The sequence below is a fragment of the Periweissella cryptocerci genome, from assembly GCF_004358325.1.
Lineage (GTDB): Bacteria > Bacillota > Bacilli > Lactobacillales > Lactobacillaceae > Periweissella > Periweissella cryptocerci.
Genome location: NZ_CP037940.1, coordinates 1,326,000 through 1,344,122, shown reverse-complemented (window position 1 = coordinate 1,344,122; position 18,123 = coordinate 1,326,000). Strand labels below are relative to the sequence as shown.

Annotated in this window: 10 protein-coding genes; 4 read left to right on the top strand and 6 right to left on the bottom strand. The window is 42.9% G+C overall.

Going from position 1 to position 18,123, the window contains the following annotated elements; all coding sequences use genetic code 11:
- Positions 1-97: 97 nt before the first annotated feature.
- The 3 genes from EQG49_RS06160 to EQG49_RS13675 all read right to left on the bottom strand — a co-directional run bounded on the left by EQG49_RS06160 (position 98) and on the right by EQG49_RS13675 (position 9,282).
- Complete coding sequence (locus tag EQG49_RS06160) at positions 98-2,872, bottom strand: leucine-rich repeat protein (protein ID WP_133363148.1); 2,775 nt, start codon at positions 2,870-2,872, stop codon at positions 98-100.
- A 388-nt stretch (positions 2,873-3,260) separates the two neighbouring features.
- Positions 3,261-6,638 carry a leucine-rich repeat protein gene (locus EQG49_RS06155; RefSeq protein WP_133363147.1) on the bottom strand — a complete coding sequence of 1,126 codons (3,378 nt, stop codon included), beginning with the start codon at positions 6,636-6,638 and terminating at the stop codon, positions 3,261-3,263.
- A 16-nt stretch (positions 6,639-6,654) separates the two neighbouring features.
- Positions 6,655-9,282, bottom strand: coding sequence for a leucine-rich repeat protein (locus EQG49_RS13675; protein WP_165964801.1), 2,628 nt, complete (start codon positions 9,280-9,282; stop codon positions 6,655-6,657).
- A gap of 438 nt (positions 9,283-9,720) precedes the next feature.
- Between EQG49_RS13675 and nagE the strand changes: the two genes are divergently transcribed.
- Positions 9,721-11,739 (top strand): N-acetylglucosamine-specific PTS transporter subunit IIBC, encoded by a 2,019-nt coding sequence (gene nagE, locus EQG49_RS06140; protein WP_133363146.1) that lies wholly within the window; start codon positions 9,721-9,723, stop codon positions 11,737-11,739.
- Between the two features lie 777 nt (positions 11,740-12,516).
- On the opposite strand, the gene EQG49_RS06135 is transcribed toward nagE, so the two are convergent.
- Positions 12,517-13,758, bottom strand: coding sequence for an MFS transporter (locus EQG49_RS06135; RefSeq protein WP_133363145.1), 1,242 nt, complete (start codon positions 13,756-13,758; stop codon positions 12,517-12,519).
- A 219-nt stretch (positions 13,759-13,977) separates the two neighbouring features.
- On the opposite strand from EQG49_RS06135, the gene EQG49_RS06130 reads away from it, so the two are divergent.
- Entirely contained in the window at positions 13,978-14,685 is a 708-nt protein-coding gene (locus EQG49_RS06130) for a class A sortase (protein WP_133363144.1), read from the top strand.
- A 125-nt stretch (positions 14,686-14,810) separates the two neighbouring features.
- A complete protein-coding gene (locus EQG49_RS06125) occupies positions 14,811-15,590 on the top strand; it encodes a Cof-type HAD-IIB family hydrolase (protein ID WP_133363143.1) in 780 nt (259 codons plus the stop codon).
- A gap of 22 nt (positions 15,591-15,612) precedes the next feature.
- On the opposite strand, the gene EQG49_RS06120 is transcribed toward EQG49_RS06125, so the two are convergent.
- Positions 15,613-16,083, bottom strand: coding sequence for a low molecular weight protein-tyrosine-phosphatase (locus EQG49_RS06120; RefSeq protein ID WP_133363142.1), 471 nt, complete (start codon positions 16,081-16,083; stop codon positions 15,613-15,615).
- A gap of 111 nt (positions 16,084-16,194) precedes the next feature.
- Between EQG49_RS06120 and EQG49_RS06115 the strand changes: the two genes are divergently transcribed.
- Positions 16,195-17,571, top strand: a complete 1,377-nt coding sequence (locus EQG49_RS06115) for a UDP-N-acetylmuramoyl-tripeptide--D-alanyl-D-alanine ligase (protein ID WP_133363141.1) — start codon at positions 16,195-16,197, stop codon at positions 17,569-17,571.
- A 208-nt stretch (positions 17,572-17,779) separates the two neighbouring features.
- Here the strand turns inward: EQG49_RS06115 and EQG49_RS06110 are convergent, their stop codons facing one another.
- Complete coding sequence (locus tag EQG49_RS06110) at positions 17,780-18,106, bottom strand: hypothetical protein (protein ID WP_133363140.1); 327 nt, start codon at positions 18,104-18,106, stop codon at positions 17,780-17,782.
- Between the last annotated feature and the right edge of the window lie 17 nt (positions 18,107-18,123).

Genomic DNA, 18,123 nt, shown 5'->3' with positions numbered 1-18,123 from the left:
TAAAAAGTACAGAACTGAGAAATTCCATGCTGGAATAAATAACTTTTTGATTGTAAATAAGGTGAAGTGGTGGGGTTTCCCATCACTAGCAATCGAATTATGATTTGTGACGCTTAATGAAGGCGAACAAACCAATTAAACTAGCAATCAGAGTTGCACCAATGGCTGGAAGCAAACGGTTAGCGATACTACCAGATTTTGGCAACGTGCTAGATGGTGTTGCCGTTGTTGGACTTACATTAGTGGTAGTTGTTGTGCCACCAGTGTTAGTACCAACGCCACCGCTTTTACCACCGGAACCTGGCAACTTATTAGGGGTCTTGGTGCCCGGTTTTGTAGGTGTAGTGGGTTTTTTATCAGGTTTATTCGGTTTAGTTGGCTTAGTGTCGCCACCAGTGACAGGTAACCCTGGTGTGGTTGGTGTGGTGCCAGTGTTTGCTGGCGCCGCTTTTTTGCCATAGACGAACTTGTAATTATGACCACCGTTGTCTTTAAGGGTTGTCTTTAAACCAAGTGAATTGTGGGCGTTTTCCCAAGTGAAATCGGTCATTGCACGTGGTGCCTCATCAACTACACTACGGTAGAGTTCGATGAATTCATAACCGCCAAATGTTTGCATTTCCTTACCTAAATCAAGGATGTCCTTGTTATGACCACTAACGGTTTCCGCAGGCGCGAGTTCGTTACCATCTGTGTCGACACGGTAAATGATAATTGACGCCTTAGTTTGGTAGACGTAGGTAACATCTTGATTACCATCAGTGAATAATCCGGTGTCAGTGCTACCAGGTGCTAAGGTTGGGTTGTCATAGCCATCAAAACCGGGCGCACCAGGCGTGTATGAACCGCCCTCGGGACCATTGATGACCTTATCATCGGCAATTGGATTACCGTCTTCATCAACATAATGGTAAGTTACGCTACCAGATTTAGCATACTCGAACTTATAATTGCGACCGTCATTGGCACCATATGTCAAAACAGTATTAATGTCGACTTCTTCCCAGCCGCCATCTGCAGTACTACCAAGAACCTTGACAAAAGTATAGTCATTAAAGGCCTTCTTTTGATCCTTTAGACTTAATGAGTCAAAGTATTTGCCAGTAAAATCAGTTAAATCATCCAGTGGGGCACCATTGGCATCGACCCATTGAATGTTGAAACCTGTAGCATCATCTTCCGTGTAGACATACGTGATTGCAGGTTCGGGATCGAGGTGGTTAATGATGTCAGTAACGGCGTCAAATCCAGCATGTGAAGTTGATGCGGGCACATTAGTGTACCCTGTAATAGCTGGTGCGCCAGTTGCAGTGTAGACACTATTCTGGTTAGGGTAGGCTGAAAGAGCACCATTTAACTTATTACCAATACGGGCAGTATCATCTTCTGTCGATGTTTGAATGGTGGTACCGTGATCATCGACAAAATTGTATTTTACCTTGGCTTGGATGTACCAAACACCGCGCTTGCCACCAGGTGTGTCACTATTGTTATAAATGTAGAAGTTATTATTAGCAGCACTGTTAATTTTTGGCACGAACATTTTGGCGGCGGCTAAATCTGTTTCACCATTTGCCGGTACGACAAGGCCACCACCAGTGAGCCCAGCGAAGGTATCGTTGTCAACGCTAAGTGCAGTAGCATTAAGGCCACCAACTGTAAGTTTGTTAAACAATGGCGCATTATCGAAGGCCCAAGCACCAATCGTAGTTAATTTTGGTAGATTAAGTAGTTCAACTGTTTTTAAAGTATCGCCACCACTGAAAGCCGATGCACCAATAGTTGTTAAGTTTTGCAACCCATTCAAATTAATATCAGTCATAGATTTACAGTTGGCAAACGCACCCACACCAATCGTTTGCAATGCAGGTAAATCATTCAAATTGATACTGCTCAGTGCAAAACAGTTGTCAAAAGCCTGATCACCAATGGTAGTTAACGCGTTGGTATTAGTAAAAGTCACGGTTTGAATACCACCATGTACATTGGTATTATCATTAACAAATGCATATAAACCAATGGTAGTAAGACTAGGTAAGTTATTAAAAGTGACGGATGTTAATTTATCGTTGTAACCGAAAGCCGTTGTATCAAGTAATTGTAAATTTGGTAAGTTAGCGAGAGCAACACTTGTCAAATTGGGGATACGCTGAAAAGCAGTTGCATTAATGGTTACTAATCCCGTTAAATTAGTAACGGAAATAGTTTTAATTTTGTTTATTGCATCAGAATTTAAAGAGGTATTGATGGCAGGATTATCACCATCGAATGCACCCACAGCAATATTTGTAACGCTTTCTAACCCAGTCGGGAACGTTAAATCACCTTTCCAATTTGCATAGTTTGTTCCTGCTAAGAAAGTTTGTTTGAATCCATTAATCGTTTTTCCGTCAATTGAAACATCAAAATCGGCTGCTGTAAGTACATATTCGGCGCGCGAATCTTTAGCTTTTTCAGTTTTAACGGTCGTTTGAGTAACACCGTCATTGACTGGAAGCTGCTTGATGTTTTTAGTTTTTACAGTTTCGGCCTTTTTAGAAATATCACCTTCTGATTCAGCCGTCGTTTTTTCGACTTTTTCAGTTTTAACGGGAGCAAGGATTAATTTGCTATCGGGTAGTGGCTTAGGTGTTTCATTAAGCACACTAGTTGTTTCGCCGGCTTCTTCCTTATCGGCATTTACCTTAGCATCCGTTTCATCAGAACTGGCGTCTTTAGCCGCAGCTTCAGTCTTTTCGGCGGTTAACTCATCTGCTAAAACCATTGGTGTAGCGCCCATACCACTGATTAAAGTTACCGTGGCAAGACCAGCGTAGACCCATTGTTTACCACTTTTGTACATTTTGTAATGTTGTTTCGTTTCTTTCTTCATTCAGTTGAACTCCTTGTCCGTTATTATAATAATTGCAATATTAAGTGTACCGATTGAATACGAAGGAACTATGTGAGGCACATTAGAAAATATCGAATTTGTGATTTACGTGTTCTTGGATGTGTGGAATAACGTAGATTAAATAGACAAATCATTAAATTGTGACAGAATAAGTTAAAGGCTATGTGAAATATGCAGGAAAAATGGAATACGCAAAAGTGGTTAGAAAATAACTAATTAGCAAAAAATAGGCCTGATTCCTACCCGTTATAAGGTGGAAATCAGGCCTATTAAACTGCGGCAAAAGGCTAAAACGATGGATATAACTCACTTAATGCAAGGTTTTAATACGCTTATTGCCACGCTTCTCTTTGATAGTAATATTTAATTACGATTTACGACGCTTAATGAAAGCGAGTAATCCAATTAAACTAGCGAGCAGTGTGGCTCCAATAGCTGGGAGCAAGCGGTTAGCAATGCTACCGGATTTTGGTAATGTACCACTTGGTGTCGTAGTTGTAGTTGGGTTGTTTACGTAATTAGTATTCGTAGTGTTGGTACCAGTTGTACCAGTTGTACCAGTTGTACCAGTTGTACCAGTTGTACCAGTTGTACCAGTTGTACCAGGTGTTTTAGTACCACCACCCGAAACAGGTAAAGCACTAGGTGTTTTAGGACCGGTTGTAGGCTTAGTCGTTGGCGCTGTTGTGCCAGGTTTAGTCGTTGGTGTTGTTGTGCTAGGTTTAGTCGTTTGCTGATTGCTATCAGGAGTTGACGTAGCTACCTTTTTTGTATAAACAAACTTGTAACTACGACCAGCATTATCACCATATTTTAAGCTAGTATTAGCTAAAGCATCCGCGGCTTGCCAGTTGAGGTCTGGTACGGCACGAGTCGCAGTTAGACCGCTAGCAAAGAGGTTCGTGAAGTCATATCCGACAATTGATTTAGGCACTAAGCTTAAATCTTCATCAGTGTAGTGCCCAGATAAAGTTTCTGAACCAAGATCATTACCATCAGTATCTACACGGTAAATAGTTACTGGTTCGGCGTCTGTCCGGTATTCGTAAACAATGACCTGTTGATTGCCAGAAGTCATCGTACCTTGAGCATCGCCAGATTTTAATGTCGGATCACCGTAACCAGCAATGGTTGGTGCGGCATGGGCAGTATAAGAATCCCCGACGTAACCATTAATTATGAATGGATCAACGGCTGTTCCATCGGTGCCAACGGTGATTTCGTTACCAGATTGGTCGACATACTTGTGCGATACAGAAGTGGCTGCTGCATAAACGAATTTGTAGCTCCGCCCATTGTTATCACCAAGGGTTGTTGGTAAATCAGATGGGTCATCCGTCTCATCACGTTGCCAATTTGCATTAGAATCAGTTGGATCATCATCGGTGTACCAGATTTCGTTATTGTACCGGTACCCATCAAATACCGTCGCAGCTAAAGTTAAGCTATCACTGATGTAATGATCGCCATCAGTACCAGTACCGAATTGTTCGGGATCAATGGTGTTATTATTTGCATCCACCAGTGGATTACCGTCAGTATCAACCCGATAAAGCATGCCGGGCTTAGCTTCAGTTTGGTATTGATAGTACACAATTTTTGCATCTTCAGTAACGTCACCAACTAAAGGTGAACCACCATCAATTTGGACAAATTTACCATCACCATAACCGGGAATATTGGGCACATCATCATTAGTAAAATCATAAGTATCGCCATCATCGACAGTGAGTGTAGTATGGTCGAACCCATCAGCAAGTGTAATGTGGTTACCGGCTTCGTCAATATACATTTTAGTTACAGTACTCTTTTCGGCATATACGAATTGATAATTGTGTCCCGCATTATCGCCTAAAGTGTAGCCATCCCCTGGGATTGCATCAATTGGTGCCCAAACACCGCGGTTGTCAGTGCTTACCCGAATTGCTTTTTGGTCGTAGTTTGCAAGCCGAGGATCAGTGGATGGTATCTGTTCTATATCTAATAATTGATTAACCGTCCCGCTAATTAGCTGTGGCTCAATCCCAGGAATTGGGTTCCCGTGAATATCTACATAATTAACTAAAAATGATGCCGCTTGCGCCCAGTCATATTCGTAATTGATTTCCGCAGTAAGTGCATTAATCGTTCCAGTACCACTACCATCCTTGATGGTTGGGTTAGTGTAGTTGGCTTGTGAGCCGATAAGTGAATCAGCACTCGCAACAGTGTATTTTACATATGGTGCAGTTGCTGAACCATTCCGAACATCACCCACGCGAATTGGAAGACCATCATCACCGGTAGTTTTTGTAACAGGGGATGCAATCTGGCCATCTGGTCCGATGAAATTATATGTTACTTGGGCTGGAATATACCAAGCGTTAGCGCGAATGTTATAGTTCGGATTTGTATTGATATTATCTCTAATTGTAATCGCTGAAGCTAAGTCGCTAGCTCCATTAGCGGGCACCACAGCGCCACCTTTTTTAGCAGACCCAAAAGCAGATGCCCCAATTGTTAAACTGGAATTCAGATTACCTACAGTTATACTGTTCAAATTAGTGGCAAAATTGAATGCATAACTACCAATTGAAGTTAATGCTGGTAAATCAGCTAAAGAAAGTGTTTGCATAGCTGAAATACTGGCAAAAGCTTGCATACCGATAGTGGTTAAGTGAGTTAAGTTGCTCAAATTAACGTCGGTTATTGCGGTACCGTTGAAGGCATTATCCCCAATTGATTGCAAATTGGTTAATGCATTGATATTAATATTTTTAAGTGTAGTACAGGCTTGAAATGCGGCACTTGGAATCGAGGTTACTCCAGGTAAGCGGTCAACGTTGACCGTGGTTAAATTAGTGTATGAAAAATCAGTGGGGAAAGCGGTTAAATTGGGTAAGTTTACCAAATTAACAGTGGTCAATAAGCCGCAGCTTGAGAAGGCACCGGTACCAGTAGCTGTTCCGATAGCAGTTAAATTCTGTAAATTAGAAATGGTTACTGTTGTTAAATTTTCAGAATAGTAGAATGCTGAAGCTGGAATGGTAATCAAGCCGGTTAGCCCAGAAAAATCAACGGAGACGATATTATTGTTATATGCGTTACTATAACCACCGAACATATTAGAAGCAAAGGTCGTGATACCTGATAATTCACTTGAGAAAGTTAATTTTCCATCCCAATTGGTATCGGTCACTTTGTTTTTTCCTTGTGTGCTTAATCCGTTAATTATTGTGCTAGTAGCATCAAGTGTGAAATCAGCTAATCCGAATGAATAAGCGGTTGTACCTGCACGAGAGTTCTTGTTTTTTGTGCTTTTTTCAGATACAACAGCAACGTCTTTATTATCGGTTTTTGAATCTTTGTTATCAGCTTTTGCATCCGTTTTTTCAGTTTTTGGATCTGAATTTTCAGAATTCACTTTACTAGTTTCAGCGCTCTTTTCAGGAGCCGGAGCTGCAGTTTCAGGAGTTTCATCCGGACCTGGAGTTAAATCAACTGCAGGCAATGGATCTGGGGTTGCGACAACCGGAGTATCTGTTTTATCGGTGTCGTCAGCTTCTTTATCGTCAGCCTTAGCGTCTTTCTCATCGGCGTCGGCGTTTTTAGAGGTTGCTTCAGTTTTTTCTGAAACCAATTCATCAGCTAAGACGAGGGGAGTTGATCCCATACCACCGATTAGGGTGATAGTTGCAAGGCCAGCGTAGACCCATTGCTTGCCGCTTTTGTACATTTTATAGTGTTGTTTCGTTTCCTTCTTCATTCAGTTGAGCTCCTTATTATGATTTACGTTTTTTAGCAAAGGCGAACAGTCCGACTAAGCTAGCGAGAATTGCCGCGCCAATTGCGGGTAGTAAACGGTTAACGATGCTACCTGACTTCGGCAAGGTACCAGCTGGGGTAGTTGTTGCCGATTGTACATTGTTTCCGTTAGTTGTGGTTGTCGTACCGGTGTGGGTGTTACCGCTAGTTGTACCAGAGTTACTGCCACTGCTAGTACCAGTGCCTGTTCCACTAGTCCCGCCACCAGAGATTGGCAGTTTGTCAGGTGTTGCTGGCTTGGGCTTTGTGGTGGCTGTAGGTGTTTTGTCAGGTGTGGTACTGCTTGGCTTGCTTGGCGTCGTACCACTTGGTGTATTAGTGTTTGTGTCCGTATCCGGATTTGGTGTCGTAGCTTTGCCGTACACGAACTTGTAGTTGCGACCAGCATTAGCTTTGATTGTCATTTGGGTACCGATTAAATCATGGGCATTTTGCCACGTGAAATCCGTCATCGCCTTTGAAATAACGGGCGCACTACCGTAAAGTTCGATAAATGTGTAACCGCTAAATGTGCGTTGTTTCTGACCTAAATCGAGGATGTCATCGACATAAGCATCCGTAACTACTTCTGGGTCAGCAAGTGGATTATCATCAGTATCAACGCGGTAAATCGTGAAAGGTGCGGCCTTTGCGTGGTAGCGGTAAACGATAGTGACGTCGCCATCCGAAATTAAACCAGTTTCATCGCCGGAAACCCATTCAGGCTTACCATAGCCATCGATATCAGGAACCGCGGCATTTTTATCATAAGCATCGCCTTCATATCCTGTATCAGTGAATGGCGTGATTGGGTTGCCTTTACTATCAACTTCGATAACATTGTCATCTTGGTCGATATATTTATAAGTGACCGAACCAGAGGCTGCGTTGTCCTTGTCGTAAACATAAGTGATTGTTGGTTTGGCATCGAGATGGTTAATCACGTTCGTGTCAGCGTCGAATCCAGTTTTTGTAGTGGCATCTGGATCTAACGTATAACCATTAACAGATGCTGGTCCAACTTGGGTGTACTGGATATTTGAATCGGTACTGTTCAGGACATCCCCGATACGAACGACACCAGGACGGTTATCGTTATACGGATTGGCGATTGCTTTACCATGGCGGTCAACGTAGTTATATTGCACGGCCGCTTGAATGTACCAAACCGGTCCACCGGGTTTGCCGACGTAACCGTTTGTACGATCCGTGAAGTAATTCTGCGTGGCATTATTAATTTTAGAAACAAATATTTTAGCCATCGCTAAGTCGGTTTCGCCACCATTTGGCACGATGACACCACCACTATAAACACGTAAAAAGGCATCCTTATCAATTCCGTTCGCCGTGAGCGCAGTGAGACCGCCAACTGTGAGCTGGTTGAAAATATTGTTTTTAGGGGCTGGTACGTTTTCAGCGAATGTATATGTGGGGTCGTAATAGTTATCATTGAAAGCCCCGGAACCAATAGTTGTTAAGGCAGGTAAGTCAATTAAGCTAAGCGTTGTCATGTTACCGTTAGAAAAAGCTTGTGGCGCAATAGTTGTTAAATTCTGCAAGCCTTGAAGGGTAAGCGATGCTAATGAGTTATTCGCAAAAGCATTTGCACCAATGGTTGTCAAACTAGGCAAAACATTTAAATTAATTGATGTTAATGCCCAACAGTTATCAAATGAACTTTCCCCAATCGTTGTTAAATTAGGTACGTTGTTGAACGTAATGTTGTTAAGTGAGAAACCATTGACGAATGCGTATAGGGCAATATCATTCAATACTGGTAAGTTGGTAAATTCAACGGTGGTTAAGTTAGGGCAGTATGCAAAAGCGTATCGTCCGACGGTGGTTAATGATGGTAAATTCGCTAATTTAACAGTTGTTAGATTTGGACAATCAAGGAATACAGAACCGTAATTACCAGAGTTAGGTGCACCGATAGCGGTTAACCCGGTTAAATTAGAAAAATCAACGGTGATGATTTTGTTGTAGCCGTTATTTGGCCGACCACCATCTTGGCCGAATGCTAGATAACTAAAGTCAGTAATATTGGTTAAGCCTTCAGGGAAAATTAAATTTCCGTCCCAATTATTAAATTTGTCTGAATTGTTTAAGAAGGAATCGGCAAAACCGGTGATTGTCGTGCCAGAAACTCGAAAGTCGGCGGCTGTAAGTTGATAACCAGCACGCGTATCTTTAGACTTAGATACGTTTTTTTCAGTGTCGACGTCATTTTTAGGCGTACCAGATTTATTTGTGTCTTTTGATTTTTTATTAGTAGCATCAATCTCAGGAGCATTCGTTACTGTTTTTTCAGGTGTTACAGGGGTTGCTTCTGCGGTAGGCTTTGCTTCAGCTTGAACAGGCGCTGGCGTTAAGTCGACAGTTGGTAATGCATCTGGTACAGCAACGACTGGCTCATCAGCGTCGGTTTTTTTATCATCTTCAGCATCCTTAGCAGTAGCTTCAGTTTGAGTGGCAACAATTGAATCGGCTAGCACAACGGGGGTTGCACCCATACCACTAACTAAGGTAATCGTGGCGAGACCAGCGTAGACCCATTGTTTCCCGCTTTTGTACATTTTATAATGTTGTTCCGTTTCCTTCTTCATTTAGGTGAACTCCTTGTCTGTTATCGTAATAAACGCAATATTAAGTTTACCGAGTGAATAAGAAAATTCTGTGCGTGCATTATTCAAAAATAGTGACTGCGTTATTTGTCGGTTGGCGAAAACGTCACATTAGTTCTTCTAAATGAACTTAATTTTAAAATGTGTCTCGAACGAGTGCGGATGGAATGTAAAAAAATGGCGGCGGTGGTAATAGTGGGTAAAAGATTTTACTAATCCGGAATGAATTATCGCCAAACTTGTAGTGATATGTAGCGTTTGTTCGTGCAAAAAACTATCTGGAGCTAAACGTTGGCGCCGTAGTTCAATGAGTTATTTCACTGGTGATTGGTATAGGTCAATAAAAGTGTTGCAATCATTGAATATTAGGGTAATATATTAAACATTGGTATAAAAGATGAATAAGGGGATTTAGAGATTATGAAAGACTACTTCCAACGAATGGGTCGTTCGTTGATGTTGCCAGTGGCTGTATTGCCAGCGGCATCAATTTTGGTTGGTATCGGGAACTGGTTGGTTACGTTCCACGTTGGCTTTATCGCACAATTTATGATTGCTGGTGGTTTAGCTATTTTGAATGCTTTGCCATATTTATTTGCAATTGGTCTAGCACTTGGGATGGCTAAGAGTAAGGACGGGGCGGCTGCTTTAGCTGGGTTCGTTGCTTACATCGTGCCACTGAATGTGCTCTCGCCAGCTAACATGGCATTGTTGTCAGGGATTAAAGTCGACAAAGTTAATCCAGCGTTTACGGCGATTTCAGGTAACGTGTTAATCGGGATTATTGCTGGGTTAGTAGCTGCTGCGATGTTTAATCGCTTTAGTGAAGTTAAGTTGCCCCAAGCAATTTCTTTCTTCTCTGGTAAGCGTTTAGTACCAATTATGTCAGCGATTGTTATGTTAGTAGTTTCATTAGCATTGATGATTGTGTGGCCACCAATTTATGACGCCTTAGTTGCCTTTGGTAAAATGGTTGTCGGTATGGGACCAATTGGTGCAGGCTTATACGGTTTCTTCAACCGTTTGCTCATTCCAACTGGGTTACACCACGCATTGAACTCAGTTTTCTGGTTCAATGTTGCTAATATTAACGATATTCAAAACTTCTTAACTGGTCACGGGGTTCTCGGAATCACGGGTCGCTATCAAGCTGGGTTCTTCCCAGTGATGATGTTTGGTTTACCAGCTGGTGCCTTTGCGATTTACCGTCAAGCCCGCCCAGCCCAAAAGAAGCGCGTCGGTTCATTAATGCTCGCAGCGGCCTTTGCCTCATTCTTTACTGGGGTGACTGAACCATTGGAATTCTCATTCATGTTTGTTGCTTGGCCTTTGTTTGTCTTGCACGCTGTCTTGACTGGGCTTTCGATGTTTATCGCGGCTTTCTTCCACTGGACAAATGGTTTTGCCTTCAGTGCGGGATTAGTTGACTTTGCCGTTGATTATCACTTGAAGATGGCTCATCAACCATATATGTTGCTAGTTTTAGGTGTCTTTATGGCGTTCTTATACTATGTAACATTTACGTTTGCCATCAAGAAGTTCAACTTGATGACGCCTGGTCGTGATCCAAAGGAAGATAACGTCACTGATGACGATGATGATGCCAATGGTGCTGTTACAGATGCGACTGGTGTCGTTGAAGATCACTACTTACGGACTGCTCGGAAGATTTGGGCGGTCTTGGGTAGTGGTAATCTTGAATTGCCAAAGGAACGTTTGACGTACTTGTACAATTGCACGACGCGTCTACGTTACAAATTAGTTGATACGTCAGTTGTTGACATTGACGCTCTTAAGCACATCAAGGGTGTTGCTGGGGTTAACGTGTTAGACGAACACCAAATTCACATTGTTATCGGTCCGGATGTTCAATTCGTGGCTGACAATATTGAAAAGATTTACAACGGTCAAATTTCACCTGAACTCGCGTCAGCTGTAACTGCCGATGAAGATAATGAAGTCATTCCTGGCTTGCAAGCAATGGAAGAAGATTACTTCGCCGTTGCCGAGGGCCAATTGATGAACATTACCGAAGTTGACGATGATGTTTTCTCAGCTGAAATGCTTGGTAAGGGCTATGCAGTGGAACCAACTAATGGCAAGATTGTTTCGCCAGTTGCTGGTGAAGTAACCATGGTCTTCCCAACTAAGCACGCAATGGGTATCAAGACTGCTAATGGTACTGATGTACTCTTGCATATGGGTATCAATACAGTTGAACTTGAAGGTAAGCCTTTCGATGTTACAGTAGAAGCTGGGCAACAAGTTAAAGCTGGTGACGTGGTTGCCAACGCTGACCTTGATGCCATCAAGGCTGCCGGTAAGCAAACTGTTATGATGGTCATCTTCACAAACTTAGATGATTCAGCAAAGGTTGACATCGATGCAAGTCGTGCCGTTGAAGCCGGTGAATACGTCGCCCGCATCGAACGCGACTAAAGGTGACGAGAAGTAACGGAAAGCTCGCTTTCCAGTTGCACCAAGCTTTCGCAGTAATTAAATATATAGATACTAAAAAGGGATTGAAGTCATTTGCTGACTTCAATCCCTTTTTCAATACATTAAATTGGCTATATTTCGTCTGACGTGGAATTTATAAAATGTGATGAGATGTATGATGCCACTGCGTGCCTGAAAATCACATTGTGCACCGAGATGGAAGCACATGCCCAAGCCAAAGGTCGGTCTTGGGCAATTCGGGATAGCTGGCAGTCTAATGGCTAAAGCCAAAAGACTGCTCACATTTGTAGCTACGCTGGACAAATAAGGCCCGCTCGGCTCTACCCTCAGCGACAAACCCGACACGTGGTGTCACGTTCGTCCCATTTCGGTGTAAAGCCTGCCGGCCACAAAGTGATTTTTAGTCACTCCGCTAGATAAGCGTGGAATTACTGATTACCGCTAAACTTGCAGCGACAAGGATTACGGCATATTACTAGTCAGACCGCCTGCTCAAACTAACGAAGAGGCTGGAAACAGGCTGGACTTTAGCTCGCACCGTGATGGCATAATCAGTAACGGGTTTCGTTACTGATTATGGATTTGTGAAGATGGTTACCGCGTTAGCGAACCAAGCTTCGCAAACATTTGAAGACCGCACTGTGGCTTCAAATGCTTGTCTTCCATCACGGTGTCCAGACTGGTTCCAGCCTCGTAGTGGGAATCAATCTGAGACACATATCCAAATTCCACACTAGAAAAAATTTAGCCATTAAATTAAGCGGCGTGCTCCGCTGCTTCGCGAGCCTCGCGTTCTTTACGGACGGGCTTAGAATTAAAGCGGAATAACGTGAAGTTCATACCGACTAATACAGCAGTTGATACGAAGACGCCGGTATAGTTGAAGAAGTGGGAAACGACGGAACCAATTTGTGGTCCCATGATATTCCCCATGGCTTGGAAACTTTGATTATATGAAAAGATCCGACTTGTCGCCGAGCGAGGGGTGTACTTCGTCAGCATTGTTTGGACGGCAGGCACCATGGTTGCATCGGAAATCCCAACAAGGAAACGCAAGGCAATTAGCTGCCAAATGTTGGTCGTAAACGCGGTGGCAATGTACACGATAATTGCGAAGATGAAGCCAAACGTAATCATCCGGTCAGTCCCGATACGATCGCCGAGTCGACCGAAGCGCGGTGCGGCAATAATCGTTGCCACCCCGGGGACGGCCGCCACAATGCCGGCCATAAACGTGACGCTCCCATGACCATTTAGTAGCTCACGCACGTACAGGCTGAGGATGGGGGTAATTGAGTTGTTACCAGCTTGGATAATCATCGTGGTAATGAATAAGCCCCAGATTAAGTGGGGATATTTAATTTGTCCCCAAACTTGTTTGGATGTTTGGGCGTGTGCCATTTGGGCGGCGGATGGTTTGAACGTTTCCTTAACGAAGAACCAACTCAAGAAGAAAACCAAGAACAAGATGCCGGCGGTGATGAAGAAGGTCATGCGGTAACTGAAAATCCCCGCTAACGTACCACCAAGGAGGGGCCCAAGTAAACCACCAGCCGTTGAGCCAGTGACAATTGTCCCCATTGCTTTCCCCGCTTGTGTTTTAGGTGTTTCGGACGCAATCAACGCGTTGGCATTACTAATATAGCCTGAGAAGACCCCTTGTAAGAGCCGGAGCGCAATTAGCTGCCAGACATTGCTAACTAGCCCCATCGCGCCTAGAACGATTGCCATCCCCAATGACGCCCGTAATAGCATTAACTTCCGCCCTTTGCGATCGGCTAACTTACCCCAAAGCGGTGAAACGATGGCGGTAACGACAAAAGTTGCGGAAAATGTTATCCCACTAAGGAAAGTTAGTTGACTCTTGCTGAAGTGACCAAGCGTATCCACGTAGAGGGACAGGAAAGGCATGATTTCCGAGAAAGCCATCCCAGCCATGAAGGTACCAAACCAGAGAACGATTAAATTTTGTTGCCAAGGCTCTTTATTTTTAAGCATTTTATTTTCTTTCTATAAATATGTAGTTTCCGTATTGCGACATCGTGCCTTGCTGATAAAATAATGGCACTAGAAAATTATGACGATGATAACGTTAGCATGTTTTGGGATTAATAATTGGTAATACGTCACAATTTTGACGGCTGTGGTAAAATATTCATTAGAATAGTCTACCACCATTTACCGATAAGGTAGCTAGAAAAAACTGAGGAATTTTCAATGACTAAGAAAAAATCAACACGGTTCCAGAAAGTGTTGGTCAATGTTGTGGCAATCATCCTAGTACTGGTGGCTTTGGTACTGATTTTTAACCGGCAATTATCGCGGATGATGATTCATTCATATCAGCCAACCGTTTCCGCTAAAATGTTAGCAGAGAACAAAAACAAGCAAGCTAATTATGATTTTGACAAAGTTAACGCACTTGATTTCCAAACGGTCGCCAAGGCACGCTTGGAACATAAGTCAATTAACGCAATTGGCCTGCTTAACATTCCAAGCATTGGGTTGAATTTGCCGATTGCCAATGGTTTGGACAACGAAACATTAGCTTTAGCAGCCGGAACCTTGAAGCCAAATCAAAAAATGGGGCAAGCGAACTACGCTTTAGCTTCACACCACGTAGTTGCGAAGGATATTTTGTTTGGACCGTTGTACTGGAAAAGCCGACCCGGTCAAAAAATTTACCTAACGGACTTGAAGAACGTGTATGAATATACGACGTATCAACGGAAATTCATTCCCGCAACGGATGTGAAGGTGGTTGACGATGTGCCAGGCAAGCAGATTATTACACTGATTACATGTGATGACACCGGTGATAAACGATTGATGGTGCGTGGTAAGTTCAATAAGGTTTACAAGTACAAAGATGCGCCCAAAGAAGCGATTAAGGGATTTACAAAGTCGTTTAAAGTTTTGAAATAAGTAATAAGCCTGATTTCTACCTTATTAAGAAGGGGGAATCGGGCTTGTTGACGTGCCAGCATTTCACAACATATTCAAATTTTTCTGTTATGTTAGAGCTATGAAAAAATTGAGAGGTGATATCTATGTACAAAGCGATTGTCTTTTTTGATTTAGATGGGACGTTGTATAGTGCGAACCACCGTAGTGTTAGCCCGGAAAATGTGCAAGCAATCCAGCAATTACGTGCCAATAATATTTTGCCAGTCATTAACACGGGGCGGAATTTAGCGGATATTAGTGAAGCGCGGCAGGTAACCGGGATTACGGATATTATTAGTGAAAATGGTGCATCAATTATGCATGATAATCAACGAATAATCCAGCATGCCATTCCAACGCCAGTGATTAAGGCGTTGAGTCGTTTTGCTGCGGCGCACAATAATCCGTTAGCGTTGTGTGACGATGATAACACAATGTTGACCGCCGTTGATGAGTGGACGGAAAAACAATATCATGAGACAGATGTTGCGTATAATCCCGAGGCCTACAAGCATATGCCAATCTCAATGATTATGACATTTACTCCAGCTGTTGCGGAATTAGATTTACAGGTGGAATATGAGGCCGTATTCGGCGACCAATTACACTTTTATCGGAACTCGCCGTTTGCGCTAGACACGGTGACTATCGAAGCTGACAAAGCCACTGGGATGACGGAATTCATTAACGAGCTTGGTTTAGCAGGTGCACCCACGTATGCGTTTGGTGATGGCGTGAATGATTTGCCCGTGTTACGGCAAGCAGACCATGCAATTGTAATGGGCAACGGTTTAGCAGAAGTTAAAGCTGAAGCCGAGTATGTAACAAGTAGTAATCTGGAAGGCGGTATCGTCGAAGGATTAAAGCAGTTCGGATTGATATAAAATAAAAAAGAACCAGACTGCATCAGTCGAGTTCTTTTTCAATCTTCGTGAGCCAAGCTGGTAGTGTTTCGCTGAGCTGCTCAAAAGTTATATCAAAACGGTGTGAGTACCAAGGATCAGGAATTTCCTTACCTTCATAACCTGGTAAGATATCATACGCCATATGGATTTTTTGTTGGGCGGCTTTGTTGGGTGCTTTACGCATCAAGTCATCGATGTTTTGGGTATCCATCGTGATGATGTAATCCGCCCAGTCAAAATCTTTCGGTTTGATTTGCCGTGCTTTAATGCCGTCGAAGGGAATATTGTGTTTGAATAGTTCGCCTTGGGTACCGGGATGTGGAGGATTACCCACTTCCCAGTTTGACGTTCCAGCCGAATCAACGGTAATTTTATCTTGTAAATTAGCGTCTTTAACCATTTGCCGGAACATTGCTTCAGCCATTGTTGAGCGCGCAATATTACCAAGACAAACAAATAGAATGTTTTGCATAGGTTTTACCTCGAATATTTGATATTATTAATACTAGCTAATCGTGTACCAAAGTACAACGATTGAAGGACAGAATATAGAAACAGCGTGGAATAGGACGGTTTTTATCTAATGAAAATTAAACTTACAGATGTTGCTCATGCAGTGCATGCAACAAATGATATTACAGAATATGCTGATATTGAAATTACATCAGTGGCTTTTGACAGTCGGGACTTGAAACCCGGCGCCTTGTTTATCCCTTTGATTGCGGATAACGATGGTCATAACTTTATTGCTGATGCCCAAGCAAATGGTGCCGTAGCAACTTTGTGGGGTAAAGACCACATTGCTAGCGTTCCAAATGATTTCCCTGTGCTCTTGGTTAACGATACTTTGATTGGCTTGCAAGATTTAGCCCGCGCTTATTTGGCAAAACTCAATCCGAAGGTCGTTGCGGTCACTGGTTCAAATGGTAAAACGACGACAAAAGACTTGATTGCGGCTATTGGTAGTACTCAATATAACATGATTAAGACGCCAGAAAACTTTAACAATGAAATCGGGACACCAATCACCATCTTGCGGATGGAACAAAGTACGGAACTTTTAGTTGTTGAATTAGGGATGGATCGTTCTGGGCAACTCGATTTCTTGAGCAACCTCGTGAAACCAGATATTGCGGTAATCACCATGATTGGTGAAGCACACATTGAATTTTTCAAAACGCGCGCACGGATTGCTGACGCCAAAATGGAAATCGTTAACGGTTTGAATCCAGAAGGGTTATTCGTTTACAACGGCGATGAACCATTGTTAGTTGAACGTGCCCAAAATGTTAAGCAAGAACAACGTACATTTGGTTTGGACGCCAGCAATGAACTTTACGCCATTGATATTCAAGCGGATGATTATTCAACGAGCTTCCAAACTAACAAATGGCCAAATATCACCTTTACGATTCCATTGTTAGGTGATTACAACGTTGCCAATGCATTAGCGGCAATCTCAATTGGGATTGAACTAGGGATTTCAGCCGAAAACCTCCAGATTGCGTTGCGTAACGTTGTGTTAACTTCAAACCGGACGCAATGGATTCAAATGCGCAACGGCGCGCGGATTTTGAGTGATGTGTATAATTCAAATCCAACCGCTGCCAAGGAAGTTTTGAAGACTTTTGCGAATACGCGCGTTGATGGTAAACGCTACGTTGTGCTTGGCGATATGCTGGAGCTTGGTGAAGACAGTCGTGATTTACACGCGCAATTAGCAGACTATATTGAACCAGCAGAAGTCGCCGGTGTGTACTTAGTTGGTGAAGACGTTACCGCGTTAGCAGCCGCGTTGCAAGCGAAGTTCACAACCGACCAAATCCACCAATATGCGGCAAATGATAAAGCATCATTGGTAACCGATTTACAAGCAATCTTGGAACCAACTGATACCGTAATGCTCAAAGCAAGTCACGGGATTCATTTGGAACAAGTTTTGGCAGAGTTATTAAAATAAATAATAAGCGAGCTGGTTAATAACTAGCTCGTTTTTTTGTGTTGTAGAAAAGGAGCACGGGGGATTGCACCAGCACCAACAGCAAAAAAGAGTCAACGCTAAAACCAAGTTATGTAGAAAAAAGAGCATAATACAGCGCTTGATGCAAAAAAAGTTTTCCACCGGTGGATAACGTATTAGTTACGCAATGCGGTGGAAAACTTTTTTGTTATTTATTCAATTCGGAAATTGTCATCTTGAGTGCTTTGGGTTTGTCACTGACAATGACGATAGTGCCTTTACCAAGGAAGTCTTTTTCACCGGTGTAGGGAATATCATATGGTAGGGCAATGTTTCCTTGTTGTTGGATGACCATGATGAACACGTTGTCCGGATCCACGTCATCAGAAAATGCGATTGCGACAGTTGCATCAACCAGCACGTTGTCTTTGCGCATTTGATTAACTCGTAACCATAATTGATTAATTACTTCAGCGGGGAGGAGCGCTTTAACATCGTCGCCGACAACCCGCTTTTTAGTAGGGTCAAATAACATAATAATTTACCTGCTTC

Coding starts and splice junctions, on each gene's coding strand:
- EQG49_RS06160 (WP_133363148.1), bottom strand. CDS start 2,872: ATGAAGAAAGAAACGAAACAACATTACAAAATGTACAAAAGTGGTAAA.
- EQG49_RS13675 (WP_165964801.1), bottom strand. CDS start 9,282: ATGAAGAAGGAAACGGAACAACATTATAAAATGTACAAAAGCGGGAAA.
- nagE (WP_133363146.1), top strand. CDS start 9,721: ATGAAAGACTACTTCCAACGAATGGGTCGTTCGTTGATGTTGCCAGTG.
- EQG49_RS06120 (WP_133363142.1), bottom strand. CDS start 16,083: ATGCAAAACATTCTATTTGTTTGTCTTGGTAATATTGCGCGCTCAACA.
- EQG49_RS06125 (WP_133363143.1), top strand. CDS start 14,811: ATGTACAAAGCGATTGTCTTTTTTGATTTAGATGGGACGTTGTATAGT.
- EQG49_RS06115 (WP_133363141.1), top strand. CDS start 16,195: ATGAAAATTAAACTTACAGATGTTGCTCATGCAGTGCATGCAACAAAT.
- EQG49_RS06110 (WP_133363140.1), bottom strand. CDS start 18,106: ATGTTATTTGACCCTACTAAAAAGCGGGTTGTCGGCGACGATGTTAAA.
- EQG49_RS06135 (WP_133363145.1), bottom strand. CDS start 13,758: ATGCTTAAAAATAAAGAGCCTTGGCAACAAAATTTAATCGTTCTCTGG.
- EQG49_RS06130 (WP_133363144.1), top strand. CDS start 13,978: ATGACTAAGAAAAAATCAACACGGTTCCAGAAAGTGTTGGTCAATGTT.
- EQG49_RS06155 (WP_133363147.1), bottom strand. CDS start 6,638: ATGAAGAAGGAAACGAAACAACACTATAAAATGTACAAAAGCGGCAAG.